The 26,047-nt window shown below is 46.3% G+C and carries 18 protein-coding genes; 14 read left to right on the top strand and 4 right to left on the bottom strand.

Annotated features, from left to right (window positions below; genetic code table 11):
• Positions 1 to 99: 99 nt before the first annotated feature.
• The 7 genes from CEF13_RS07285 to CEF13_RS07315 all read left to right on the top strand — a co-directional run bounded on the left by CEF13_RS07285 (position 100) and on the right by CEF13_RS07315 (position 9,835).
• Positions 100 to 1,068, top strand: coding sequence for a LacI family DNA-binding transcriptional regulator (locus tag CEF13_RS07285; protein ID WP_102710090.1), 969 nt, complete (start codon positions 100 to 102; stop codon positions 1,066 to 1,068).
• A gap of 169 nt (positions 1,069 to 1,237) precedes the next feature.
• Positions 1,238 to 2,200: an ABC transporter permease gene (locus CEF13_RS07290; protein WP_102710091.1), complete on the top strand. Its 963-nt coding sequence runs from the start codon at positions 1,238 to 1,240 to the stop codon at positions 2,198 to 2,200.
• 13 nt (positions 2,201 to 2,213) lie between these two features.
• Positions 2,214 to 3,113: a carbohydrate ABC transporter permease gene (locus tag CEF13_RS07295; protein ID WP_102710092.1), complete on the top strand. Its 900-nt coding sequence runs from the start codon at positions 2,214 to 2,216 to the stop codon at positions 3,111 to 3,113.
• A gap of 91 nt (positions 3,114 to 3,204) precedes the next feature.
• Positions 3,205 to 4,815 carry an ABC transporter substrate-binding protein gene (locus CEF13_RS07300; RefSeq protein WP_102710093.1) on the top strand — a complete coding sequence of 537 codons (1,611 nt, stop codon included), beginning with the start codon at positions 3,205 to 3,207 and terminating at the stop codon, positions 4,813 to 4,815.
• A 93-nt stretch (positions 4,816 to 4,908) separates the two neighbouring features.
• Positions 4,909 to 5,871 (top strand): carbohydrate kinase family protein, encoded by a 963-nt coding sequence (locus CEF13_RS07305; protein ID WP_102710094.1) that lies wholly within the window; start codon positions 4,909 to 4,911, stop codon positions 5,869 to 5,871.
• Complete coding sequence (locus CEF13_RS07310) at positions 5,868 to 7,379, top strand: glycoside hydrolase family 32 protein (RefSeq protein ID WP_102710095.1); 1,512 nt, start codon at positions 5,868 to 5,870, stop codon at positions 7,377 to 7,379. The genes CEF13_RS07305 and CEF13_RS07310 overlap by 4 nt, the downstream gene beginning before the upstream one ends.
• A gap of 191 nt (positions 7,380 to 7,570) precedes the next feature.
• Positions 7,571 to 9,835 (top strand): GH32 C-terminal domain-containing protein, encoded by a 2,265-nt coding sequence (locus CEF13_RS07315; protein WP_102710096.1) that lies wholly within the window; start codon positions 7,571 to 7,573, stop codon positions 9,833 to 9,835.
• Between the two features lie 85 nt (positions 9,836 to 9,920).
• Here the strand turns inward: CEF13_RS07315 and CEF13_RS07320 are convergent, their stop codons facing one another.
• Genes CEF13_RS07320 through CEF13_RS07330 form a run of 3 tightly spaced genes read right to left on the bottom strand, consistent with a single transcriptional unit; the run spans position 9,921 to position 13,607 of the window.
• On the bottom strand, positions 9,921 to 11,057 hold the full coding sequence (locus CEF13_RS07320) for a Ger(x)C family spore germination protein (RefSeq protein ID WP_102710097.1): 1,137 nt from the start codon (positions 11,055 to 11,057) through the stop codon (positions 9,921 to 9,923).
• A gap of 7 nt (positions 11,058 to 11,064) precedes the next feature.
• Entirely contained in the window at positions 11,065 to 12,516 is a 1,452-nt protein-coding gene (locus CEF13_RS07325; RefSeq protein WP_102710098.1) for a spore germination protein, read from the bottom strand.
• Positions 12,513 to 13,607, bottom strand: coding sequence for a GerAB/ArcD/ProY family transporter (locus CEF13_RS07330; protein ID WP_102710099.1), 1,095 nt, complete (start codon positions 13,605 to 13,607; stop codon positions 12,513 to 12,515). The genes CEF13_RS07325 and CEF13_RS07330 overlap by 4 nt, the downstream gene beginning before the upstream one ends.
• Before the next feature lie 389 nt (positions 13,608 to 13,996).
• Here CEF13_RS07330 and CEF13_RS07335 point away from each other — a divergent pair, with 389 nt between their 5' ends.
• The 4 genes from CEF13_RS07335 to CEF13_RS07350 all read left to right on the top strand — a co-directional run bounded on the left by CEF13_RS07335 (position 13,997) and on the right by CEF13_RS07350 (position 19,866).
• Positions 13,997 to 14,905, top strand: coding sequence for an ABC transporter permease (locus tag CEF13_RS07335; RefSeq protein ID WP_102710100.1), 909 nt, complete (start codon positions 13,997 to 13,999; stop codon positions 14,903 to 14,905).
• 9 nt (positions 14,906 to 14,914) lie between these two features.
• Positions 14,915 to 15,844 (top strand): carbohydrate ABC transporter permease, encoded by a 930-nt coding sequence (locus CEF13_RS07340; protein WP_102710101.1) that lies wholly within the window; start codon positions 14,915 to 14,917, stop codon positions 15,842 to 15,844.
• Between the two features lie 61 nt (positions 15,845 to 15,905).
• The gene (locus CEF13_RS07345) at positions 15,906 to 17,465 is read left to right on the top strand and encodes an extracellular solute-binding protein (protein ID WP_102710102.1); all 1,560 of its coding nucleotides are present in this window, start codon (positions 15,906 to 15,908) and stop codon (positions 17,463 to 17,465) included.
• Positions 17,466 to 17,631: 166 nt separating this feature from the next.
• Complete coding sequence (locus CEF13_RS07350) at positions 17,632 to 19,866, top strand: AraC family transcriptional regulator (protein ID WP_102710103.1); 2,235 nt, start codon at positions 17,632 to 17,634, stop codon at positions 19,864 to 19,866.
• A gap of 114 nt (positions 19,867 to 19,980) precedes the next feature.
• Here the strand turns inward: CEF13_RS07350 and CEF13_RS07355 are convergent, their stop codons facing one another.
• Complete coding sequence (locus CEF13_RS07355) at positions 19,981 to 20,832, bottom strand: AraC family transcriptional regulator (protein ID WP_102710104.1); 852 nt, start codon at positions 20,830 to 20,832, stop codon at positions 19,981 to 19,983.
• A 128-nt stretch (positions 20,833 to 20,960) separates the two neighbouring features.
• On the opposite strand from CEF13_RS07355, the gene CEF13_RS07360 reads away from it, so the two are divergent.
• From CEF13_RS07360 to CEF13_RS07370, 3 genes are all read left to right on the top strand, one after another.
• On the top strand, positions 20,961 to 24,005 hold the full coding sequence (locus CEF13_RS07360) for a glycoside hydrolase family 2 TIM barrel-domain containing protein (protein ID WP_102710105.1): 3,045 nt from the start codon (positions 20,961 to 20,963) through the stop codon (positions 24,003 to 24,005).
• A 127-nt stretch (positions 24,006 to 24,132) separates the two neighbouring features.
• A complete protein-coding gene (locus tag CEF13_RS07365; protein ID WP_102710106.1) occupies positions 24,133 to 25,083 on the top strand; it encodes an ABC transporter permease in 951 nt (316 codons plus the stop codon).
• A 17-nt stretch (positions 25,084 to 25,100) separates the two neighbouring features.
• Positions 25,101 to 25,976 carry a carbohydrate ABC transporter permease gene (locus CEF13_RS07370; protein ID WP_102710107.1) on the top strand — a complete coding sequence of 292 codons (876 nt, stop codon included), beginning with the start codon at positions 25,101 to 25,103 and terminating at the stop codon, positions 25,974 to 25,976.
• Positions 25,977 to 26,047 lie beyond the last annotated feature (71 nt).

The raw sequence follows: 26,047 nt of genomic DNA on the forward strand, positions 1-26,047 counted from the left end.
TGCAAAAGTAAAGTTGGAAACGTTTCAAATTTAGTATTGAAACGTTTCCAACTTGATGTTATTATACATGTATTAGAAATATGTAAGCGGAGGTCAATCATGTCTGGTATAAAAGATGTCGCAATCTTGGCGGGGGTGGCTGTCGGCACCGTATCAAGGGTAATTAACAATACCGGAGCTGTGAAACCGGAGACTCGAAGGAAAGTTAAAGCTGCTATTGAACAATTAAATTATGTACCGAATGAAGTAGCGCGTAATTTTAAAATGCAAAAATCAAAAATGGTGGCCTTAATGCTTCCAAGCATATGGCATCCTTTTTTCTCTGAGCTTGCTTATTATATTGAGGATGAGCTCGATCGTGAAGGATACAAGCTCATGCTTTGCAACAGCGGGGGCAAGCCAGAGAAAGAGCTTTACTATTTGGATATGCTAGAGCAAAACAAGGTAGCAGGGATTGTCGGAATTACGTACAACGACATCGAGAATAATGTGAGCACGGATATTCCGATCATTAGTATCGACCGCCATTTCAGTAAGAAAATCACCTGCGTGACGTCTGATAATTTCGAAGGCGGTCGCCTTGCATTGAGAGAGCTTGTTAAGGCAGGATCGAAAAAACCAGCATTTATGGGCAGTGTTACTTCGGTTTTCAGTGAAACCATGAATAGAAGAGAGGGCTTCGTCCAAGAGGCCGAGGCGCTCGGAGTCGAATATATCGTTTATGAGGAATCGGATCCGGTTCAAGACGATGAATCCTATTACGGAAATTTTATTAAACGCTATCAAGATGTGGATGGTGTTTTTGCAATAACAGATATGTTTGCTGCCAAATATATTGAATATGCAAAACAGCAAGGCATTCGCGTTCCAGAAGACGTTAAGGTCATCGGGTATGATGGAATTCAAGATCACACGTATTTCCATCCGGTAATATCGACGATTCGTCAGCCGGTAGAAGAAATGGCTCGACTTGCAATAAAGCTGCTTTTCAAAAAAATTGAAGGCGAGACATTAGATAGAGACACTTATCGGATCCCTATCACATTTAGAAAAGGAGAAACCACTTAATGTTTTATAGTTAAGTGGAAAGTCTTTTGCTAAATTGGAAACGTTTCAACTGAATTGGAAACGTTTCATATTTCACTTCAATGCTTTATCAATATCATCATGGGAATCATATTATCGATTTGTAAGCGTTCACTCTGGATGTGATTAGTTCATTAATGGGGGAGATCAGATGAGTTTGACAACAAAAGAATTATCTAATACGAGATTGGAGGGTAATTCAAAGATAAAGAGCAAAACGTGGATCCAGATTAAACGAAACTACGAATTGTATTTGTTCTTGCTTCCGGTCGTTTTGTTGTATCTCGTATTTAGATACTATCCGATGTACGGAGTTCAAATTGCTTTTAAAGATTTTACACCGAGCAAAGGAATATGGGGTAGTGAGTGGGTTGCATTAGAGCATTTCATCCGGTTTTTTGAATCTTATAATTTTTGGGCCATTATTAAGAACACGCTTTCTTTAAGCTTTCTATCGCTTCTTTTCGGCTTTCCCACACCGATTATTGTGGCTCTTATGCTGAATCAGATAACGGCCAAAAGGTATAAAAAGTTTGTACAAACTGTTATTTACGCGCCGCATTTTATTTCCGTTGTCGTGCTTGTAGGGATGCTGAACGTCTTTTTGTCTCCGAACAGCGGTATGGTCAACCATATCATCACCCTTTTCGGAGGGGAACCGATTCTCTTTATGGCCGACTCAGGGTGGTTCCGTCCGCTTTACATCCTGTCAGGGATCTGGCAGGAAACAGGCTTTGCGACAATTATTTATCTTGCAGCCTTGGCGGGTGTAAGTCCCGAGCTGCATGAAGCCGCCATTATGGATGGAGCTAGCAAGTGGAAGAGGATACTCAACGTAGATATTCCAGGCATTCTACCGACTATCATCATTCTGCTCGTACTTGCTCTTGGTAACATTATGAGCGTTGGGTTCGAGAAAGCCTTTTTGATGCAGAGCGATCTTAATTATGACACATCAAATATCCTTCCAACTTACGTGTACGAGCAAGGGATTCAGAAAGCCCAGTACAGCTTCTCGGCTGCAATCGGATTGTTTAATTCGGTTATTAACATCATTTTATTGTTCGTCGTTAACCGTGTTGCCAAGAAATTAACAGAAACTAGTTTGTGGTAGAGGTGGCGTACTAATGAAAAGCTTGTTATTTAAAAGAAAAAGTAAAAGTGATTTTCTATTTGACCTGTTCAACTATTCGATTCTCACGATCGGCATGCTGTTAATTCTATACCCATTGTTCTTTGTCCTTATCGCCTCATTTAGCGATCCTAATTACATTTATTCAGGTGATGTATGGCTTTTCCCAAAAGGATTTACGGTGGATGGTTATCAACGTATCTTTAATGATGCTTCGATATGGATCGGATACGGAAACTCGATGCTCTATGCGACGTTAGGGACATTGATCAGCGTCTCTTTTACGCTCCTTGCAGCTTATCCGCTATCTCGTAAGGACTTTGTGGGAAGAAACTTGTTTATGTGGTTTTTTATGCTGACGATGTTTTTCAGCGGGGGATTGATTCCGACTTATCTGCTGATCAAGGATCTTGGCATGATTAATACAATCTGGGCGCTTGTCGTTCCGGGCGCAGCAGGCGTTTTCAACATTATTATCGTCCGAACATTTTTTCAGAGCACGATTCCTGATGAAATGCGGGAAGCCGCATTCATCGACGGCAGCACTAACACGAATTTTTTCTTTCAATTTGTTATTCCTCTCTCGAAACCGATTATCGCGGTCATGGTGCTCTTTCATGTGGTAGGTTTCTGGAACGGCTTCTTCGACGCTCTTATTTATTTGAATGAAGAGGTGAAATACCCGCTCCAGCTGGTGCTTCGAAATATTCTCGTACAAAACCAGGTGAACTCAAACATGATGGTTGATGTGGAGTCATACGCTGCGAAATTGAGAGTTACAGAGTTGATTAAATATGGGGTCATCATTGTCGCAAGTTTGCCGCTGCTTATACTGTATCCATTCCTTCAGCGGTATTTCGTAAAAGGCGTGATGATCGGTTCCATCAAAGGGTAGTTGCTGTATCGAGGTAATTCCCCGGGCAAGGCCTCTCGGGTGGGTTATAGATGAAAATTAGTTTGTCATAAAAAAGGAGGGCGCAGCAAAGATGAAAAAAGCACTGTCTATTACTTTAAGTCTCGCACTGGCAACGACCATAGCACTAACGGGGTGCTCGAAGAGCAAGGGAGGCAGCAACACAGAAAGCAACACCAATGCACAAGCGATTAATAAAGAAGGGCTGCCGATCGTAAACGGAAAAGTTACTTTGAAAATGGTAGCACCGAAAGCACAGCTAGCTCCGGAATATGGTCAAATGGAAATTTTCAAACGTCTGGAGCAATCGACGAATGTAAGCATTAAATGGACCAACATTCCGGACACGGATTACGGAGAAAAGAAAAATTTACTTCTGGCGAGCGGTGATCTGCCGGATGCGTTCTACGGTGCAGGTTTTTCCGACTATGAGCTTATTACTTACGGCAAAGACGGCACAATTATACCTTTGGAAGATTTAATTTCGGAATATGCCCCTAATTTAAAAAAGCTTTTGGAGCAAAGACCGGACATTAAAGCAGCGATTACGGCTCCTGACGGACATATTTATGGACTTCCTACCTGGGAAGAAAATGAACTCGGCACAAATCCTTTCTTCCATGTCATCAATACGGCATGGCTTACAAAGCTCGGCCTCAAATTTCCAGAAACGCTTGATGAATATACGGATGCTTTAGTGGCATTCAAGACGCAAGATCCTAACGGCAACGGCATTGCCGATGAAATCCCGCTCAGTTTTATGCATATGGGCTGGTGTATGGATATTGCCGGTCTGTTCGGAGCATTCGGGATGCCGGATAATCTTGAACACCGTATTGTTAGAGACGGCAAAGTCATTTTTACTGCCATTCAGCCTGAATATAAGGAAGCATTGAAGTATTTTAATGAAAAATGGTATAAGCAGGGCCTAATTGATCCCGAATCTTTCACTCAAGATGCTCCTCAATATTTGGCGAAAGGAAAAACGCCTGACGAAACACTCGGTTCCTATGTATGGTGGGAAATTGAAGAAGTTGTCGGTTCAGATCGTGCGAAGGATTACGCACTTGTGCCCCCACTTACCGGCCCAACAGGCCAGAAGACGATCGGCAGAGGCAATGGCGGGGGTCCTGGCAGAGGAACTTTTGTCATCACGAAGATGAACAAAAGTCCGGAAGTTACGATGCGCTGGATCGACCAGCAGTATGAACCTTATATGGCAGCGCAAATTCACTGGGGCCCAATCGATGTGATATATGAGAAGGATGCTAACGGCAAGCTTGTGAATTTACCGCTGCCGGAAGGTAAATCGATGGGAGAATATCGTCAACAAGTGGCGCCTAACGGTGCTGGTGTAATCACGAAAGAGGATTATCAGACGATCGTTGACATGGAGCCCCGCGCAAAACAACGTAAGGAAGATTTAGAGAAATACTACGAACCGGTCATGGAAGCTGAAAATTATCCGGGCATTTTCTTCCTGCCTGAAGAGCTGGAAGTGATCAATCGAATTGAGCCGGAATTGATCAAATATGTGAACACACAGAGAGCGAAGTTCATTGTTGACGGAAATGTCGACAAACAATGGGATAGTTATGTGAAGCAAGTGAATGAAATGGGTCTTGATAAGCTAATGGAGCTTTACCAGAAAGGTCTGGAGCGATACAAGCAAGCTCAGGGCTAGTTTATACGCTGACGGAACGGAACGATCCGTTTCGTTCCGGTTTCACTTTAATAGAGAGAGATTATTAACGCATGGATTAGGTGGGTGAACGATATGGTTTACGATGTTACGGCATTGGGAGAAGTACTTGTTGACTTTACGCCTGCTGGAAAGTCCGAGAATGGGAACCAACAATTTGAATGTAATCCCGGCGGAGCACCTGCTAACGTATTGGCTGCTTTAGCTAAACTGGGCAAAAAAACATCATTTATAGGCAAAGTCGGAAATGACCAATTTGGGACATTTCTTAAAGAAACGCTGGAAACATGCGAAGTGCATACCGGTGGATTGGTAGTGTCGAGTGAGGTAAGCACTACATTGGCTTTTGTCCATCTCGACGATATGGGCGACCGATCGTTTAGCTTTCACCGCAAACCGGGCTCCGATCAGACACTTCATGAGAACGAAGTAGATTATAGCTTAATTGATCAAGCGAGGATATTTCATTTCGGTTCGATTTCAATGACGCACGAACCATCCAGAACGGCTACCTTACATGCACTGGAGCATGCCAAAAAAAGCGGAGCATGGATTTCCTTTGATCCGAACTTAAGGCTTTCACTATGGGATGATCTGACGCATGCCAAAAGCGCTATAATTGCTGGCTTGAAATATTCCGATATTACAAAACTGTCTGAAGAAGAGCTTGCGTTTATAACAGGAACGAAAGACCTTGAGAAGGGCTCGAAATATATTTCCGAAACATACGGCGTGAAGCTGGTACTCATTACATTGGCCGAGGAAGGCTGCTATTACCGGTTTGGCCAACAAAGCGGCAAGGTGCCCGGCTTCCGAGTGGATACGATTGATACGACAGGAGCAGGGGACGCTTTTTTGGGAGGTATATTGTTCGCTCTGTTAGAAATGAAAGTACAGTTAGAAGAGCTGTCTAAAGAAGACGTTGAACATGCGATTACATTCGCCAATGCAGTAGGCGCGATCGTCACAACGAAGAGGGGTGCCATACCGGCTATGCCTGGCATGGATGAAATTCGAAAGGTGTTGAATGAACAATGACAATAGCAACTTATACCGAAAAATACCGGCCGCAGTTTCATTTCACGCCTGCTGCTCATTGGATGAATGATCCTAATGGTATGGTCTACTTTGAAGGCGAGTATCATTTATTTTATCAGTACTATCCAGGCGGAACTACATGGGGTCCGATGCATTGGGGGCATGCCGTTAGCCGAGATCTTATTCATTGGGAGCATCTTCCGGTTGCGCTTGAGCCGGATGAAAATGGATTTATTTTCTCTGGAAGCGCGGTTGTGGATTGGAACGATAGGAGTGGTTTTTTCTCCGGCGGTGCTGGACTGGTAGCTATTTTTACGCATCATAAAACGTATCCGGATTCGGAGAAAACAAAACAATGCCAAAGTATAGCCTATAGCAAGGATAAAGGTAGAACATGGATCAAATACGAAGGAAATCCCGTTCTTACGGAAGAACAAATTGTAGATTTCCGCGATCCCAAGGTTTTCTGGCATGAGAAATCTAAACAGTGGGTTATGGTTCTAGCAGCTGGAGATCATATTCGATTCTACTCTTCCTTCAATTTAAAAGAATGGGTGTTCACTGGTGAGTTTGGCGCTGCTGAAGGCTCTCACGACGGAGTATGGGAATGTCCAGACTTGTTCGAGCTTCCTGTTAATGGGCAAACAGAGCAGAAGAAGTGGGTGCTTATCGTAAGCATCGGTGATAATTCTGCTTGCCCTGAAGGCTCTAGAACGCAGTATTTTGTTGGGGACTTTAACGGAAGAACCTTCACTAACGAAAATACAGCCGACACGGTATTGTGGGTGGATCACGGACGTGATAATTACGCAGGCGTTTCATGGTCCGACATTCCGAATTCAGATGGCAGACGATTATTGATGGGCTGGATGAGCAATTGGAAATATGCGAACATGACACCGACCGAAACTTGGAGAAGCGCGATGACGATTCCACGTGTGTTGTCTCTCCATACAGATGAAGCAGGTATCCGGTTGAAGCAGCAGCCTGTACAAGAGCTGCAGAGTCTTCGCCAAGCGAAACTTTTCCAAGAAGAAATCCCGCTTGCATCGGAACAGCCTATATCAACGAATATGACTGCTTATCAACTCGAAATTAAAGTGGAATTTGAGATTGGCGATGCAGAGCAGTTGGGGCTGAAATTAAACGCTTCAGCGGAAGAAGCGACGCTAGTCGGTTACGATACGAGAACCCAATCTTTATTTATTGACCGTACAAAATCGGGTAAGTCAGACTTTCATCCGCAATTCGCCTGCAAGCATGAAGCATCGCTGCAACCGGAGAATGGACGGATTCAGATGCAGCTCTTCGTGGATTGGTCTTCGGTAGAGGTGTTTGCGAATGATGGAAAGGTCGTTATGTCGGATTTGATTTTCCCTGTATCAAGCAATGGCTTCCTTGAAGTATTCGCTGCAGGAGGCGCTGCGAGGATCGTCTCTCTTGAGGTCTATGAATTAAGCTCCATTCATGCTAGCAGCGAAATGCTGGCTGCAAACGAAAGTCTATAAAGTGGTGAAACAGCGGTTGGAATAGGTTGCTTTTTCTATTCAACCGCTTTTTTAATAGTCAAGAGGAGTGAGTGGCTTGAGAAGGTCGTATGTGAGTATCTTCAGGTGGTATCGCTGAGATGATTTTAAACAAAAAGGCAGTAATAACAGTTGCATGTATCTTTTTAATCGTATTAGGAGGATGGTTTGTTATGAGTTCGCAAGAGACTCGAGAGCAATCAGGATTAATGGCGCAATGGTCGTTCGATGAAGGTGCGGGCAAAACTGTCAGGGACCAGATTAGCGAGTTTGTAGATCCTATTAATTATGTATTCAATGATGCCCGTTTTACGAATACGCATGATCCAGCTTGGAGAAGAGGGGTGAAGGGGGGAGCTCTGCTATTCGACGGCTATTCAACATGGGTAACGAGGCCAGCAGATGGAGTGAAGCAGCCGGGCGACGCGTTGACGATCACCGCGTGGGTTGCGCCCCGTTCCTACGAGTGGGGCGACGAACAAAGGCTTTCGGCCATTGTTAATCAGCATGATAGAGAGAACAAAGAAGGATTCATACTCGGCATGTATCGTCACGGATCATGGTCCTTGCAGCTCGGAATAGGCGGTAATTGGGAGGAGGTATGGGCTGATGATGCACCGCTTGTTAAAGAGCAGTGGTCCTTTGTAGCCGCCACCTATTCGAAGAACGATGGTATGATGAGGCTCTATTTAAACGGAAAGGAAGTAGCCTCGAAAGCCAGCTCTAATAAAGCAGCGATTTCGCCTTCTAAATCGGATTTGCTGCTAGGTAAAAATAATCAAAGTACGATTCTTGCAGGAGTGTTCCCGCTCAATATGTTCAATGGCATGATGGACGAAGTGAAACTGTACAGTCAAGCCTTAGATGCAGAGGAAATTGCCAATATATTTGCGGAGGATTTACAGCCGCACGGCGGGAAGTCCCCTGAAATTCCGTATGATGATATCCAATTGGACAGAAGCTTACTAACGGATGACAGACACCGGCCACAATATCATGTGAGCCCTCCTGCACATTGGATGAACGAGCCTCATGCTCCTATTTATTTCAATGGCCAGTACCATTTGTTTTATCAGCATAATCCACAAGGACCCTATTGGCATCAAATTCATTGGGGCCATTGGGTAAGCGACGATATGGTGAACTGGAGAGATCTGCCGGTAGCGCTTGCTCCTGAGAAGAATGCGGTAGACCCCGATGGGGTATGGTCTGGAAGTGCGGCCTACGATGAGAACGGAGTTCCCGCTCTATTTTTTACCGCAGGGGACGATAGCGTAAAGCCGAATCAACGCGTCGGTTTAGCCAGAAGCACATTTCTTGAGGATAATAATAATGATCTTGTTAGCTGGATCAAGCATCCTGAGCCCGTCATCACACAACAAAAGGGTATCGGCCTTTTCGGAGATTTCCGTGATCCGTTTGTGTGGAAAGAAGGAGATACATGGTATTTGTTGATCGGATCCGGGATTGAGGGAGGTTCAGGCACTGCGCTTGCCTATACGTCCAAGAATATGACGGATTGGGAGTACAAAGGCCCTTTCTACACGTCTGACTTAAAAAAATACCCTTATTTAGGACCTGTGTGGGAGCTTCCGGTTTTGTTGCCGCTTGGAAAGGATAAAAACGGGAATGAAAAACATCTGTTTCTTATTAGTCCTGTAGGACCTGGTGCAGATGTCGAGGTATTCTATTGGATCGGATCTTTTGATAAAAATAAATTTTCATTTACGCCTGATCAAGAAGAGCCGGAGCTGATCGATGTCGGACAATTTCATTTCACGGGACCAAGCGGAATGGTTGATCCGAAGACCAGCAGAAATATTATATTTACGATTGCGCAAGGAGAGAGAACGCCACAGCTCGATTACAGTGCGGGATGGGCGCATAACGGTGGGCTGCCAGTTAGCGTTTTCCTTCGGGAAGACGGGCGTCTCGGCGTTGAGCCGATTGAAGAGCTTCAAACTTTGCGAGGAGAGAAGCTCGTCTCCTTCAAGGATAAGTCATTGGAAGAAGCAAATGTGCTGCTGAAAGAAGTCAAAGGCGACATGCTGGAAATCATGCTGGAGCTGGAAGCGGATAAAGCGGAGCAAATGGGCATTAAAGTTCGCCGTTCCCCTAATGGCGAAGAAGAAACGCTGCTCTACTACGATATTGTCGATGCTATGTTGAAAGTAAATCGGACTAAAACGACATTGGATCGTTTTGAAAGAAGTAAAGGCATTCAAGGAGGCAAGCTTGAGCTAAACGGGGAAAATGTGAAGCTTCATATATACTTGGACCGCTCGATGATTGAAGCTTATGCGAACGGATTGAAAAGCTTAACGACAAGGGCATACCCTAGCAGAGTGGACTCATTAGGCTTACAGATATGGGGTAATGGAAGCTTAACGGTCAAATCGATGGAGGTTTGGGAGATGAGGAGCGCAAACCACGGATAAATCAACTCGCAGTAAAAGAGAAAACCCGATCGAATTCGATCGGGTTTATTATACTAGCTAAATATGCAGTTGATCGCGCTCATTCTCACTTCATCTTGGATATTCCACCATTAACCAGATTCACCTTAATGACGATGTTCTCAATGCTGCTCTGATCCAGCGGAATTTTTCCATTATCATTCAACTTGTTCCATGCGTTTGGCATACTACGATAAAATATGCCTGATAGTCCAAAAACATCTGTATTCATTTCTAAACCTTTTCGGTAGGTTTCCATAATTTGATCTTTAATTTCTTTTGTCGCTTGCTGCTCCAGCTTTGTCTTATGAAGACTCATATTTATTTGAGGAAGGGTAGCCTGCATAGATACTGTTATATCGAAGACTGGTTTACCATGCTTCAGCTTTGGATGAATTTTTGATTTGATTTTATTCATTACCATTAAAGCTTTGAAGGATTTTTTATCTCTAATTACCAGGGGCGTTCTTATTGTATTATTATCCAGCCATCGCAGCCCTAAGACATCATGGCTCTCCAGGCAGCCTCTGAATTTCCGGTTGTCCAATACACAAACTCCTCCCATGCCGAGATTGGGAGAAGGCTTATTATTATCCGTCCAACTATTCACAATATCCAGATAAGGCAATAATACCGTTTGACCTTTTTCTTTCCATTTCCATATAAACTTGTAGAGATACAGCGGTGTAATGATTGAACTTTGTTCATAAGTTCTCATAGGGCTGTTAAGTTGTGAATAAATAACCGATAAATCGCTTATTGAGGAGGTATTGAGCACTTGTTCCATAGGTTCCTTGGTAGCCATGGCCCAAACGGTATAGCGGAATTCATAATACCGGTCCCATACCTCCAGAACCTGATTAATAATACCGTGTTTTAGAGCCTTGTCGCTAAATACGATGGTTTTCACATTGCTCCAGACAATCCTTTGTGGGCTTGAAGCATAAAGATTGAATATCGCGGTATCGAATGAATCCCCTTGGCTCTTGCCGATGAATGTCTTCTGTGGCTGTGCCTGTCCGGATTCCTTTTTGGCAATCCCACTAAAATTAACCATCTGGACATAGACAACTACCTGATCATTCACATAATCGATCCCTACAGTATTTACATAAATCATATGCTCAATTTCCCTCGCCCCCCAACAACCCGTAAGCATTGTCGAGATGAGCACTGTTACAAGGATACATCGGATGTACTTCATTTTGTATTCATCCCTTATTTCTTGTTTTGTCAGATGACAGGGCCGTTACTTTTTTCTTTCCCCACGGCATTCTAAAGAAAATTTTATACATTTCCTTATAATGATGCGGAGTTAAAGGAGTTAAGTAGTAGGTTCCAAAAGAACGCAAATTGACCAAATAAAGAATGAGGGCCAGCAGACATATTAAAGTGCCGAATAACCCAAGACTGCCGCTAATCAGGAGCACGACAATCCGATACAAGCTGACGACGCTGACCAATGACTGATTCACCAGAGTAAAGGTGGCAAGTACAGAAATCGCAATAATCACAATCGTCCCAGGACCCGCAATTCCGGCGGTGATGGCTGCTTGACCGATAATTAATCCTCCTACAACCGATAAGGTCTGGCCAAAAGAAGAAGGCAATCTCATACCCGCTTCTCGGAAAATCTCAAACAATATCAGCATCATCACCGCCTCAAGTGGAGCCGGAAGAGGTACTCCCTGTCTCGAGTTCACTATGGTTGCAAGCAACGTAAAGGGGATCTGATCCTGATGAAACGTATTGAGTGCGATCCAGAACCCTGGCAAAAACAGGGATAGCATCACGCCAGTCAGCCTTAATAACCTCGTAAAAGCAACGAAGATGTTAACCAGCTGCGCATCTTCCGCCGTATTCAACAAAAAATTTAAGCTCACTGGAGCAACTATCACGGTAGGCGAACCTCCCATTACAATTACAAATTTGCCATGAAGCAGTGAATTTACGGCAAAGTCTGGTCTTCCGGTATAAGACATCAAAGGAAAAAATGAGAAGCCGGTCAGCGTTTCTTCCAACTGAGTGCTGCTTACAAGCCCATTGACTTGAATATCGGTCAGCTTTGTCTTAATCTCGGTTAGAACATGAGGCTTGATCGTGTCCTTTAGATATAATAAATGTACTTTTGTAGCTGTTAGGGATCCAATCGTGAATTCTTCCACCGCCAATAAATCGGTCTTAAGCCTTTTTCTAATAAGGCCGATATTGGTAAATGGTTCTTCCGTAAAGCCATCTTTAGGCCCTCTCGTTGAGACTTCCGTATTCGGTTCCTCCGGCTGCCGTTTTGGGGGGTCAGCCAAGGTGATAGAGTAACAATCATTCGAAGGAGTAAATATGAGCAGAAGATCGCCATTGAGCACGACTTGTTGCATCGATTTTTCCAGATCATCTGTTTGAAGGGGTGTCGTGTGAAACGGAAGCTTTTGCGGGAGATCCAGTTTATCTGATTGAAGGATACCTTCAGGGATATTTTTTAGCTCTGGTATAATGTGTTGCTCCACTTTGCTCACATCGCACAACCCCAGACAATAAACCAGTTGAACAGTTGAGTCAGATTGCGACAAAGAGATTGTTATTTGCTTTATATCTGAGCTTGAATCGAATAGTTTTGAGACCTTATCCTTGAATGTTTGGGATTCCTCTTGGTCAAGATCCTTCATGTTGTTACTTTCCCCTTCCGGTAGGCCAAACCGATCAGCCCCGCAATAATGACTGAAAAAACCAGCATTCCCCATATCGAATAGGGAAGAATATACAAAGACATCATGTTCAGAAAAAACTGATCGCTAAAAGGAATAACGGTGACCACGACAATGGCTGATAAAATGCAGCCAAGCACCCATGCCTTCAACTTTCGATTTTGGATCTGGAATATGTCGAGAATTAGAAACATCGTCAGGGAAATTCTTAGAAAGGCCCCGCTGAACCATTGGTAAACGCTAAAAAAATCTAGATGCTCAATGTATCGACCAATGGTCATTAATCTCCACTCTTCATACGCGGGAAATCTAAGCTTATCAGCTTCATCTGGACCAAATTCAACAATTGCGCCAATAATCGGACCCATGGTGAGACCCAAAATGATCAGGATCATAATCATAAAAGAACGATACGACAGGCGCGACTTGATGTGGTGCTGCAAAAAGAAAAGCATGATGACTTCAACATAGCCAGCTCCAGCGTACATAGCCCCTTTCCAAACCGGCTTCATGCCATGCTCAAGCATTGGCTTTAATAAGGAATAATCCTTATGAGGCATATTGGACAGCATTATAAAAAAGCCCAAAATGACGACAAAGGGCAGCAAGATTCCAGCAGTATTAGCGAGGGAGTGGATACCCATAAAAGCATTTATTGCAGAAAGTAAAAGAAATATTATGGTAAATACCAGAATAGGTGTATCCGGGGAGAAAGTGAGATGAATCCAATATACGGTGTCTCTGGTTGTAAGAGTGCATATCACGAATAGATATATGCTCGCGGCAGCTGCAAGTATGCGGCTCACGATCGGATGGTAAGCTTTCGTGATCCATTCGAACAAATGCTGCTTTTTGATTTTGTTAATACTGAAATGCAGGATAAAAACCCAAACCAGCGCGCAGGCGCCCCCCAGCAGCACAGAAATCCAAGCATCCCTTTTTGCTGCGTCCAGCAGTATCGGAATGATGATGACATGATTCAGAAGACCAGTACTCAGCATAATCATCATGACAGATTGAATAAATGAAATGTTCGTTTTTATTTTCCTCATCCCCCTAAATAAACCAGCTAGCTCCGCCATCTTTATAATGGCATTTTTTTGCTTATTTATTCCTTTTCGCCTTGTGTTTCTATTTATTATGTAAAATCATCCGAATGTTCGAGAACAAAGCTTCAACCGGCGAGATACACTCTCGACCGGTTTTTTTGTGCCCCAAATTCAAAATAGCAAAATCAAAGGATAAAAAGGTTCCAAATGTGCGAATTGGCATACGAGTTTTCGTTGTAGACGGACATTATGTAGCTTTTCGAACCTGATAGACAGTATTCGAACTATTCACTGGCGGAAATACGCTTTATGGTGAAAGCACGGATCAGCAATGATCGCAACGACAACTTGTGCAGCATGTCAAAGGGGATCAGGGAAGGAGCAGTGTGCTTATGGGTTTTATTAGGGAGATCACAAAAAATCGTCAGCTTTACGTATTAGCCATTCCGGGAATGGTGTTTCTGGCCTTATTTTCCTACATTCCAATGTTTGGGCATTTAATCGCGTTTGAGCGTTTCCAGCCTGTCAAAGGATTGTTTAAGAGCAAGTGGGTGGGACTGGATAATTTCAAGTTTTTTTTCGGCGGTCAAGATTGGCTTCGGGTTACCTTTAATACGGTTTATCTCAATCTGCTTTTTCTGATTTTTGGCATCGGCATTGCCCTTATTCTTGCCATCATGATTAATGAAGCCAGTTCAGTCATTTTGAAAAAAATAAGCCAATCGCTCATTTTCCTGCCTTATTTCATATCGTGGCTGGTTGTCAGTCTCATGATGCTGGCGTTTATGAGCTCCGACGGTTTATTGAACCAGTGGCTGCAGCAAATCGGCATTCATGAGATTAACTGGTATCAAAGCACCAAGCTTTGGCCTTTCATTTTAACTGCGGTGTACGTATGGAAATTTTCAGGTTACTTCTCGGTCATCTTCATGGCTGCGATCGTCGGCATCTCCTCGGAATATTACGAATCGGCCAGAATTGACGGAGCAACCCGGCTGCAGCAAATCATCCATATTACGATTCCGTCCATCCGGTCGGTCATCGTGGTGCTGATGCTGTTAGGAGTCGGCCGCATCTTCTTCGGGGATTTTGGGATGATCTACGGCATTATCGGCGATAACTCGATTCTGTTCCCAACCACCGACGTTATTGATACGTATTCGTTCCGGGCACTGCGCCAGCTGGGCAACTTCGGGATGTCCTCGGCGGTAGTTCTCTACCAATCGGTCATGGGGCTGGTCACCATTCTGCTATTTAACAGGCTCGCCGCCAAAATTGATCCCGACTCGAAATTATTTTAGGAGGAGCTTATGAAAAACGAAGATTTGGTTTTGCGCGGCAAGCCGGTACGGACCAAAATCCGAAACGACCGAAGCTGGGGAGAAAAAGCATTTCTTTGGCTGATGTATGCCTGTATCGCCTTGTTCAGCCTTGTGTGCGTGGTGCCCTTCTGGATCGTGCTGGCCGACTCCTTTGCTTCCGAGGCTAGCTATCTCAAGCACGGCTATCAACTCATTCCAAGCGAATGGAGTCTGGACGCTTATACGTATTTGCTGCAAGGGGATCAATTGCTGAATAGCTATAAAAACTCCCTGTTCGTGACGATTGTGGGTACTGTTCTAGCAGTGATCATTACGGCCATGTTCGCTTACGTGCTCGCACATCCGAAGGTGAAGTACAGAAATACACTTGCCTTTTTGACGTACCTTGCGATGGTGCTGGGCGGAGGCCTCGTCGGGTTTTATATTATGGTTTCGAATTGGCTGCATTTGAAGGATTCGCTATGGGCGCTAATTCTCCCGTATCTGCTCAATCCGTTTTACGCCTTCATTCTCGTCGCCTTCTACAAATCGCTGCCTTACGAGATTAATGAAGCGGCTACGATTGACGGGGCAGGGGATATCCGGCTCTTCTACAAAATCATTTTGCCAATATCAACTCCGGTCATTGCGACGGTATCACTCTTTTATGCGATTCAGTTCTGGAATGACTGGTATCTGTCACTGCTGTTCATCGATGACTATAAGCTCCATCCGCTACAGCTTATGATTCGGCAGTTGATATCCAATCTTAACGTGTCCGCCTATGTAGGCGGGGGCGCTAGCTACCAAGTATCGGCCCCGTCCAGTGCAATTCAATTGGCGACCGTATGCCTCACCATCGGCCCGATTGTCTTTCTCTATCCTTTCCTGCAAAAGTATTTTGTGAAAGGGATTACGATCGGCGCCGTAAAGGGCTGATTTTTAGCTTGATTTACCCGAGCATCTCGGTTAAATATATAAAAACAGGAGGTCATTATTAATGAGAGCGAAAAAAGGAATCGTAGTTGCTTTGACCCTGCTTCTTCTGGTAAGCATGCTGGCCGCTTGCTCCAGCAACAAGAACGTGGAACCTTCAGCTGCCACGAATGCGGATGGGGCTTCAACCGGCGAACAAGCTAAGCTTGATCCCGTTACGCTGAAGATCATGGTGCCTGGAGATCGTCCGAAGGATTTTGACGCTGTGCTGGCAGAGGCTGAGAAACGAATGGCGGATACGATAAACGTGAAGCTGGATGTGGTGTTTGTGCCATGGGCTGACTTAGCTCAGAAAACGCAGGTTACGCTCTCCTCCGGTGAAGCCATCGATTTGATTTTTGACGCGCCATGGCTGCATCTTACGCAGCAAATTGCGGCGGGAAGCTATGAGCCGCTTGATGATCTGCTGCAGCAATATGGACCGAATATCCTAAAGAACCGCCCGCAGGAAATGTGGGATGCCAACAAATTTGACGGCAAAATTATGGGCATTCCGAACGGAATCACATTTGTGCAAGGCCGAGTTTACTACGTGCGCAAGGATTTGCGCGAGCAGCTTGGCATAGCGCCGATCAAAACCTATGATGACTTGATAAAATTCGCTTATGCTGTAAAAGAAAAGGTGCCTAATGTCACGCCGATGGTGCCTGCAGGGCAAGACGTTAAGAAGGGGCTTTCGGAAGGAGCCTTCCGCCATTACTGGGCGGATAACACGGAGAATATTACGCCAAGCCCGGCGCTGTCGGAATCTCTGATTCTGTATACGAAAAACAATGACGGGAAGATCTATAATTTATTTGACCAAATGGAGCCAATGGTATGGTCATGGATTGAAAACGCACGCAAGCTGTACCAAGACAAAATCATCAGTCAAGACGTGCTTGCCATTAAGGATGAATCAGAGCTAGCCAAGCAAGGCAAAGTAGCTATTCTCCCGAATAATGAATTTGGCGTAAAGAGCGACATTCAGCAAGCGCTCAAAAGCGTCAATCCGGATGCAGAGTTTGAAGCAGTCACGCTCATGAATCAGGAGAAAGGCGCAATTCTGACGAATGCTCTCCAATATAACTTCATAAGCGTGCCTTCCGTCAGCAAGCATAAGGAGCGCGCGATTCAGTTCCTGGACTGGGCGAATCAGAAGGACAATTATGATCTGCTGGCCTATGGCATTAAGGATCAGAACTGGGAAGCCATTGGCGATGATCAATACAAATTTATTGGCAGCGGCTATACCTGGTTCCCGTATGTTTGGATTTGGAATCCGACTACCGACCGTCAGGATGCTGCTCAGGATGACCTGACAAAACAGCTTAATCAATGGGGCGCCGACGTCACGAATTTCACAATGGACAAACTCGCTGGCTTTACGTTCGACAACACGGCAGTCGTAAATGAAATCTCTCAATATGTCAGCATTGAATCCAAATACTACACCGCGTTGTTCAACGGGGTTGTTGCCCCGGATGAACATTGGGCCAAGTTCAAAGCAGAGGCCGCACCGTTAGCCAAAAAAATTCAAACCGAGCTGCAGAAGCAAATCGATGCCTTTTTGGCAGCCAAATAAACAGAAACCAGAAATAACTAATGTCTTTTACAGGCATTAGTTATTTCTTTTGCGGCAAAGAATCCAATTTCAAACTGCATAATCAATATTCGAACATCCGAAAAGCTGCAAATTATGTTTTAATGAAGGGGAGCAAGAGTGGAAACAGAGAGAAGGGGAGTTCAGATTGCGATTATTGCCAGAGAAAACATACCTTCGAAATTTTTTGTATATCGCCATTTTATTTACGGTTATTATTCTGCTCTTTTCCTATTTGTTAAGACAGCAATATGCGAAGCAAGCGTATAACGATATTAACCATTTGATGGAGATCAAGACGGCGAGCGTCAGCCAAGGGTTCGAATATCAATTGGAGCATCTTCGCGCTTATGCCCTCAATATTTATCAGGACCCGGAAATTTTCCACTGGCTGATGTCTGATGACAACGATCCGCTGGTGATGTCAACGGCCCTGAAATCAGTGTCCAAATTTATGAGTTTGCAGTCCTTTATCGACTCGACCTATTTGATCAATATGAAGACGCAGCGGGTCATTAATTCGAAGGACGGCATCCATTCCTTTGCCGATTTTGCCGATCAGGGCATGCTGGAGCGCATTCAGACTGAGCCGCCGTCTACGCTTAGTTTTTATGATCATACCGTTAAGGGAAGCTCCTATTTGGCTTTAATTGCGCCTGCCTATTATTCCAAAATTAAGAGTCAGGGTTATGTCGTTATTTTGCTGAACAAAGGGCTGCTGGAAAAATATTTACTGCAAAATTTGAATGACACGACGACGAATATTATGATTTTGGAGGAAGGCAAGCGTGTGATCCTTGGCGGCTCGGCGGCATTCGATGCGGAGCAAATTGCCCGGCAAGGGCCGGAGAATTATCAAATGACCATTAATACGCAAACCTATCTTATTCATTCCCATGCGTTCAAGATTGAGGATTGGACGTTATATTCCACGGTCAAGGTGAAGGATATTAGCAAAAATATCGACATCATCCAGTTTAAAATCGTAGGGATGTGTTTTTTTCTGCTGCTTGTTTTATGGGCTTTAAGCTACTGGAATTCACGCCGGCAATTCAAGCCGTTCAGCCAGCTCGCGGGGCAGATTAGGAAGACGGTTGCGCCTGCAGTGCAGACGGGTGAGCATAACAAGCATACGGAGTTTACGATTATCAAGTCCGGCCTCGATCATATGGTGAAGACGATGGAGGAGATGAACAGCATGATTCGCAACCATCAGGAAGTGATCAAAAACGAGTTTTTAAGGCAGTGGCTGCTTCAAGGAACCTACAATAAAGCGATCCAAGAGCCTATGAACGATCAGCTGGCTTCACTGCTTGGCTCAGACATTTACATGGCTGTCATCCGCATCAACCGGTTTCAAACGTTCTCGGAGCGTTATTCGTATGCATCAAGAAAGCTGCTTCTTTACGCTATGGGCAATATAGCTGGAGAGGTTTTGCGAAACCAAGGGTTTGTGTCCGAAAACGTGGATCTGGGCAGCGATCATTTGGTGGTGTTAATTAGCGGAGGCGGCGAAGGCGGAGAGCCGCTCGCGGCTTTGCAGGAAGCCAGGGAGCAAATCGAGAACTGGCTGCAATTCCAAGTGACTGTGGCGATCAGCAACCAAACGCCGATCCAGCACAATATGCGCAGCCTGTACGACCGCATATGTGATTTAACGCTGCTAAGATTTTTTGACGAGGAGAAAAAAATATACAAGGAAGCGGATTTCGGTGCGTATTTGCAGGAACGGAAATCCGATCTGGATGAGAACCGGGTGCAGCAGCTGATTCAGTCGGTCCGCACCTCACAAAAGGAACAGGCACGCGAGCAGCTCGATGCTATATTCGGCCAGCTGCAAAATCTGACGTATGCGGAGTGCCAGTTCCAGCTAAAGCTGTTGTTTTTCTATATCGTCAAAGCCTTCAATAAGGTAATGGGCGATCAGGAGCAGGGCGGGGTTGATCTGCTGCTGCAAAAATTCGATACGTTAATGGATGTCAGAGACTGGCTGTACAGCCAGTTCGACCAGTTCATGGATGCCGCTATGCTCAAGCATTCGACCTCCAGCCGGAAGGAAGAATTAGCGTCGGAAATATTTGACTACGTGAAGCAGCATCTTCACGATCCGATGCTGACGCTGGAGAGCATTGCGGATTATTTGGTGCTGTCCGTCAGTTATGTGCGGCTCGTCTTCAAGGAAACGTATCTGATTACGCTGTCTAATTTCATTCATCAGGAGCGGCTGGAGCAGGCGAAGCGCCTATTGGTGTCCACCGACTGGCCGGTGCTCGATATCGCGGAGCGGTCTGGCTTTCAGTCCAAGACGACCTTTTTCACCTCGTTCAAGAAGTACACAGGGCTGACACCAAACCAATATCGCGAGCATAACGCGGAATCATAAACAGTAGAGGGTTAATGTTGGCGAAACATCATCGGACTGTCCGTACAGAGAGGAGCTCTCAGCGGGACAGTCCTTATTTGCGTTTCTTCGCCTAGGTATGAGCGTAATTGCTGCTTATTTTGAAGCTCTTAATTTCGATGGAACCACGCCAAACATGCGGCGGAAAAGGCGGGTGAAATAGACCGGCTCCATGCCGACATGAGCGGCGGTTTGCCGTATCGTCATATGCGGGTGCTGCTCGAGCAGCAATGCCGCCGCCTGCAGCCGAATTCTTTGCAAATATTGCAGTGGCGTGGTATCGAGCGATTCGCGAAATAAACGGGTAAGCTGCTTGGACGAATAGCCTACATGTGCAGAGAGCTCAGCTACCGTAATGTTGCGCTGTAAATGATCCTGCATGTAGCGGGTGGCATGGTGAACGACCGAATGCGGATAGCGGGCTGTTTGGGCAGAATCGGCAGTTGGTTTATCGCTGTTGCCAGCTTTGGTTTGTTTCTTGATCTCAAGGCAGAAAGCAAAAAAATGCTCAGAGGTTCTCCAAGCGTTGTATTGCGGACCGGAATGCTGCCAGATCGCAGAGAGCAGCTCGTACGGTCTATTTACATCCTGAAGCTCGGCACGAAAAAATTGATTTCCGCAGCCAAGATGAGCTAGAAAGCCGTCCGCTTGCTCCATAAAGGTGACGTAACCGATAATCCAGGGGTCCGACCCATGCGGACCATATTCATGAGGCAGGCCGGAAGGAATGTACAGCAGCGTGCCGGGCGGGACAAGGCTCCAATTGTCCTCGCCCAAGAAACGAAAGGAGCCCGTTCCTGAGAAGGTGAGGAACCATTGATTGGCGGAGAAGCCCTCCAAACGGGTCATGAGCGGCTGGTTTTCCGTGCCGACTGTATACACCGCGAAAGGAATGCCGAGTTCGAACGGAATGGCGGTCAGGTTGCTTCGCAGCTCCAAAAGGTTCATGTTTCACCTCGAATGTCCGTTTTGTACGGTATGTTGTACGAAATGGCGGCTAGGCTAGCCAAGTTCGTCATCCTATAATTTTAGCATGGGCATATGTTTTATCAAGCAGAAGAAGAGGAGCAAATAACATGATCATTGAGGACTCATATTGGAAGGACCCGAATGTACTGCACGTGAACCGCGAGGAGCCGAGATCGGCCTATATTCCATATGCAACTTCGGAGTCAGCGCAAGCGGGTAAGCGGGCACACTCGCCCTATTTTCAAACCTTGAACGGAAATTGGAAGTTTCGTTATTACGCCAGCGTTCATGAGGTGAAGGAGGAGTTTTACCGGGAAACGGCGGATGTGAGCAGCTGGGATGATTTGCTCGTTCCTTCCTGTTGGCAGGTGAACGGCTATGACCAGCTTCATTATACGAATGTGAACTACCCGTTCCCTTGTGATCCGCCGTTTGTGCCAGATGAGAATCCGGCCGGGCTGTATGTTAGAGAATTTAATGTGAAGGGCCAGTGGGAAAGCAAGGAGAAGCACATTGTGTTTGAAGGGGTGAACTCCTGCTTCTACTTATGGGTGAATGGAGCATTTGTTGGCTATAGCCAAGGAAGTCGGGTTCCTGCGGAATTTGATATTTCAAGCCATGTTCGTTCCGGCCGCAACCGCATTGCTGTTCTTGTGCTGAAATGGTGCGACGGCACCTATCTCGAAGACCAGGACGCTTGGCGCTACTCCGGTATTTTCCGGGATGTGTATATGCTGGCTCGCGAGCCCGTTCATGTGCGTGATGTTTTTGCCAAGCAGGAATGGTCGGAGGATCGGGAACAGGCGAGGCTTCAGGTGGAACTCGAGATTAAAGGTGGCAAGACGGCGTTTGTTGAGCTGGAGCTGCGGGATGATGCAGGGAGCCTTATAGCAGACTGCCAGAGCCATGCAGTTGGGAAAGAGCAGCTGACGCTTGTGGTCGACAAGCCTGAGCTGTGGAATGCGGAGCGCCCCTATTTGTATCAGCTTTATGTGCGCGGGGGCAATGAAGTTATCCGAATTCCCGTAGGCTTTCGGTATATTGAGATTTATGGCGGCGTATTCCGGATCAATGGCCAACCAGTGAAGCTCAAAGGGGTGAACCGACATGACTCGCACCCGGAGCTTGGACAGACGATTCCGCTTGCTCATATGGTCAAGGATTTGCATGTTATGAAAAAACATAATATCAATACGATCCGCGCGTCGCATTATCCGAATGATCCGCGCTTTTTGGAGCTTTGTGACAGCTATGGCTTTTATGTGGTGGACGAGGCTGACCTGGAATGCCACGGGATGGGTATCGCCGAGAGCTGGGCGGATGGAGCGGTGCATAAGCTATCGGCGAATCCGGAGTGGCGGGCTGCCTTTGTCGACCGTGCAATTCGCATGGTAGAGCGGGATAAAAATCATCCATCCGTCATCATATGGTCGCTTGGCAATGAATCAGGCTACGCGGAAAATCATATCGCCATGGCGGAATGGACAAGGGGACGCGATAGCTCTAGGCCGGTCCACTATGAGGGCGCCGCATCCATCAATAAAGGTTTAACTGATGTAGACGCTCTGGATGTGGAAAGCCGGATGTACGCTTCACCAGCGGAAATAGAGCTTTATGCAGCAGACGCTGCCCAGACCAAGCCGTTGTTTCTATGCGAATACAGCCATGCTATGGGCAATGGGCCGGGAGATCTGAAGGATTATTGGGATATCATTTACCGTGAGCCGAAGCTGATGGGCGGCTGTGTCTGGGAATGGTGCGACCATGGGATTAAGACGAAGACGCCAGATGGCACCGATTACTACGCCTACGGAGGAGACTTTGGCGACAAGCCGAATGACGGCAATTTCTGTATTGACGGACTGGTAACTCCTGACCGGATTCCCCATACGGGACTGCTGGAGCTGAAGCAGGTCATCGCTCCGGTCCGAATCGAGGAGGAGAACCTCAAGGCTGGTATTGTCAAAATAACGAATCTGTATGATTTTATCGACCTCTCTCATCTGGCGCTGCGCTGGAAGGTTGAGAGAAACGGCGGAATTTTAGAGCAAGGAACGATTTGGCAGCTTAAAGTGGCTCCCCATACATCCCAAGCGCTAAATATTCCGTATTCGACGTCTGCTGATCAGGCCGGTCTTATTTTGACGTTGTCCTGCTGGCAGAAAGAGGAGACACGCTGGGCAGAAGCCGGGCACGAGATTATGTTCAAGCAGTTTGAGCTGGGCGCTGCTGACGCTGAAGCATGGCTGCCGGCAAGCGAGCAGAACGATATCGCCACTTTGCTTCAGGTAAGTGAGCAAGGCAAGCGGCTTACGGTGGAGGGCTTCGACTTCCTTTACGTGTTCGATCTGCACAAGGGGGCCTTTACCGAGATGAGCAAGCATGGCGTACCTATGCTCGCTGCACCTACGGCCTTCAACATTTGGCGCGCTCCTACAGACAATGACATGAATGTGAAGAAGGAATGGACTGCTCAAGGCTTGGACAGGGCGGGCGCCAAAGTGTATGAAGCCAAGTGGAAGAACGAAGGCGAGTCCGGCGTCATCATCCGCGTCAACTTCTCTTTGGGCGGCTATATTCGCCATCCGTTTCTACATGGCGAGAGCGTATGGCGGATCGACCGCTCTGGCGTCATTACGCTTGAGGTTCAGGTCAACGTGAGGGGAAACCTGCCGTTTCTACCGCGGTTTGGCCTGCAGCTGACGATGCCGCAAGGGATGGAGGAGGTTGAATATACCGGCTTCGGTCCGCACGAGAGCTATATCGACAAAAGGCAGAGCGTGAAGAAAGGGAGGTACCGGCTGACGGTCGACGAAATGTTCGAGCATTATATTATGCCGCAGGAAAACGGCTCTCGGTTCGGCACGGAGCGGGCAATGGTAACGAACGCCCTTGGCATGGGCTTAGCCTTCCAATCATCCGAGCCGTTCTCGTTCCAAACGGCTCATTATACATCGGAGGATCTGACGGCTGCTGCCCATACCTACGAGCTCGTTAAACGAAAGGAAACGATTGTGCATCTGGATTACGCGATGAGCGGAGTCGGCTCGAATTCATGTGGACCGCAGCTGCTGGAGCAATACCGCTTCGACAGCAAGGCTTTTCATTTTGAAATCCAGTTTAAGCCAGTGTTTAAAGAAGATGAAATGTAAATAAGACTTTTACCCTGTATTATTGTCCTTTGCTCCGGTTTTCCTCCACTCTGATTTTCGTTAAGCTAGCTAATGTAAGCACATTCCTTATTAGCAGCATACAGAGAGAAGATTGGAGGAGAACCGGATGGAGCAGGTAACCGCTAAGCTCACCGAAGGAAGAGAAGCATCACTGACGAGGCGGCTAAGGAGGATATGGAAATTTAGGCTTTTGTACGTACTGCTGCTTCCCGCAACCGTATGGGTATTCCTGTTCGATTACCTCCCGTTGTCCGGAATCAGCATCGCGTTTATGGACTTTAATGCCATTCAGGGCTTCTCTGGAAGTGAGTGGGTCGGTTTCAAGTATTTCCAGATGCTGTTCGAGTCGGAGATGTTCCGCAACGCCTTTCGGAATACGCTGCTGATTAGCTTGTACAAAATGATCAGCGGTTTTTTATGCCCCATTTTGTTAGCGCTTGCATTGAATGAGATTCGTGCAGTCTGGTTCAAGAAGACGCTGCAGACCGCCGTATACTTGCCGCGTTTCGTATCCTGGGTCGTTTACGGTGGGATCATTACGCTGCTGCTTTCGCCGGAGACGGGCATCGTGAACAAGGTCATTGAGTTTTTCGGAGGAAATCCGGCTTATCTGCTCGTTGAGCCCGGCTACTTCCGGACGATTCTGGTTGTCACCGACGCGATGAAGGAGATGGGCTGGGCAGCGATCATCTATATTGCAGCCATTGCAGGGCTGAACCCGGAAGTGTACGAAGCGGCCATTATGGACGGAGCGACGAGGTTCAAACGGATTATTCACATTACGCTGCCAGGCATAACGGGAACGATCATCGTTATTTTTATTCTGAGGGTCGGTTATGTCATGAGCGCTGGTCTTGATCAAGTAATCAACCTGTACAATCCGATGGTGTTCGAGGTAGGTGACATTTTGGATACGTACATTTACCGTGTCGGCATTGAGCAATTCAATCTCAGTCTTGCCGCGGCAGCCGACGTGATCAAAGGTGTGATCGGGCTGGTGATGGTGCTGGTTGCCAATCATATTGCCAAACGCATCAATGATTCCGGCATTTTCTGACGAAGGGAAGATAGCAGATGAAGCTCACAAAAGGCGAGACAGCGTTTGTCGCCTCCAACTATGTCATTTTAACGGTATTAACCATCGTTATTGTCCTTCCGTTCTGGTACGTCATTTCCGTATCTTTTACGCCGTATTCGATCTTTAGTGAGAAGAACGGGCTGATATTGTTCCCGTCCTCGATCAGCCTGGATTACTACACCTACTTGCTGAAGAAGGGCTCGATGATTTATACGTCCTACGGTAACACGATCCGCAATACGGTCGGCGGCGTCGCCCTGGCATTGTTCCTTACCGTTACTTCCGCTTACGCATTAGCGGAGAAGCGGCTGCCAGGCAGGAAAGTGATTATGCTCTTCTTCGTATTCACGATGCTGTTTAGAGGCGGAATGATTCCCACCTACATTACGATCAAAGAACTAGGGCTGTTGAATACGAATTACGTGCTCATTCTGGTGATGGCTTTCAGTGCCTTTAATATGATCATTATGAAATCATTTTTTGAAGGTATTCCAGAGAGCTTGAGGGAATCCGCATCCATTGATGGCGCTTCTGAATTCAGAATATTGCGACAAGTTGTGCTGCCGCTATCGATGCCGGTTATTGCAACTGTCGGCCTGCTGTATCTTGTCGTTTATTGGAACGATTTCTTCAATGCCATGCTGTACGTGACCGATTGGCACAAAGCGCCCGTTCAGCTCGTCCTGCGGACGATTATTGCAAGCTCCAGCCTGCCGCCTGAACTGCTTGAGCAAGCGGGCTCGACACCGCCGCCGACGATCGGCATTCAGATGGCTGCGATTGTGATCGTTGCGCTGCCCATGCTTGTCATCTACCCGTTTATTCAGCGATTTTTTGAGCAGGGTATGCTCATTGGATCTGTTAAAGGATAGGTATTGGCTTCATTCCGAACGGTTTATCCCCATCAGGGTAAATATAGCAAGTCCATAACATTGAAGGAGGT

The organism is Paenibacillus castaneae, assembly GCF_002884445.1.
In the GTDB taxonomy this organism is placed as follows: domain Bacteria; phylum Bacillota; class Bacilli; order Paenibacillales; family Paenibacillaceae; genus Pristimantibacillus; species Pristimantibacillus castaneae.

What these genes read in the sequence shown, in the direction of transcription:
- CEF13_RS07285 (WP_102710090.1), top strand. Translation starts at nt 100, where the DNA reads ATGTCTGGTATAAAAGATGTCGCAATCTTGGCGGGGGTGGCTGTCGGC.
- CEF13_RS07290 (WP_102710091.1), top strand. Translation starts at nt 1,238, where the DNA reads ATGAGTTTGACAACAAAAGAATTATCTAATACGAGATTGGAGGGTAAT.
- CEF13_RS07295 (WP_102710092.1), top strand. Translation starts at nt 2,214, where the DNA reads ATGAAAAGCTTGTTATTTAAAAGAAAAAGTAAAAGTGATTTTCTATTT.
- CEF13_RS07300 (WP_102710093.1), top strand. Translation starts at nt 3,205, where the DNA reads ATGAAAAAAGCACTGTCTATTACTTTAAGTCTCGCACTGGCAACGACC.
- CEF13_RS07305 (WP_102710094.1), top strand. Translation starts at nt 4,909, where the DNA reads ATGGTTTACGATGTTACGGCATTGGGAGAAGTACTTGTTGACTTTACG.
- CEF13_RS07310 (WP_102710095.1), top strand. Translation starts at nt 5,868, where the DNA reads ATGACAATAGCAACTTATACCGAAAAATACCGGCCGCAGTTTCATTTC.
- CEF13_RS07315 (WP_102710096.1), top strand. Translation starts at nt 7,571, where the DNA reads ATGAGTTCGCAAGAGACTCGAGAGCAATCAGGATTAATGGCGCAATGG.
- CEF13_RS07320 (WP_102710097.1), bottom strand. Translation starts at nt 11,057, where the DNA reads ATGAAGTACATCCGATGTATCCTTGTAACAGTGCTCATCTCGACAATG.
- CEF13_RS07325 (WP_102710098.1), bottom strand. Translation starts at nt 12,516, where the DNA reads ATGAAGGATCTTGACCAAGAGGAATCCCAAACATTCAAGGATAAGGTC.
- CEF13_RS07330 (WP_102710099.1), bottom strand. Translation starts at nt 13,607, where the DNA reads ATGAGGAAAATAAAAACGAACATTTCATTTATTCAATCTGTCATGATG.
- CEF13_RS07335 (WP_102710100.1), top strand. Translation starts at nt 13,997, where the DNA reads ATGGGTTTTATTAGGGAGATCACAAAAAATCGTCAGCTTTACGTATTA.
- CEF13_RS07340 (WP_102710101.1), top strand. Translation starts at nt 14,915, where the DNA reads ATGAAAAACGAAGATTTGGTTTTGCGCGGCAAGCCGGTACGGACCAAA.
- CEF13_RS07345 (WP_102710102.1), top strand. Translation starts at nt 15,906, where the DNA reads ATGAGAGCGAAAAAAGGAATCGTAGTTGCTTTGACCCTGCTTCTTCTG.
- CEF13_RS07355 (WP_102710104.1), bottom strand. Translation starts at nt 20,832, where the DNA reads ATGAACCTTTTGGAGCTGCGAAGCAACCTGACCGCCATTCCGTTCGAA.
- CEF13_RS07360 (WP_102710105.1), top strand. Translation starts at nt 20,961, where the DNA reads ATGATCATTGAGGACTCATATTGGAAGGACCCGAATGTACTGCACGTG.
- CEF13_RS07365 (WP_102710106.1), top strand. Translation starts at nt 24,133, where the DNA reads ATGGAGCAGGTAACCGCTAAGCTCACCGAAGGAAGAGAAGCATCACTG.
- CEF13_RS07370 (WP_102710107.1), top strand. Translation starts at nt 25,101, where the DNA reads ATGAAGCTCACAAAAGGCGAGACAGCGTTTGTCGCCTCCAACTATGTC.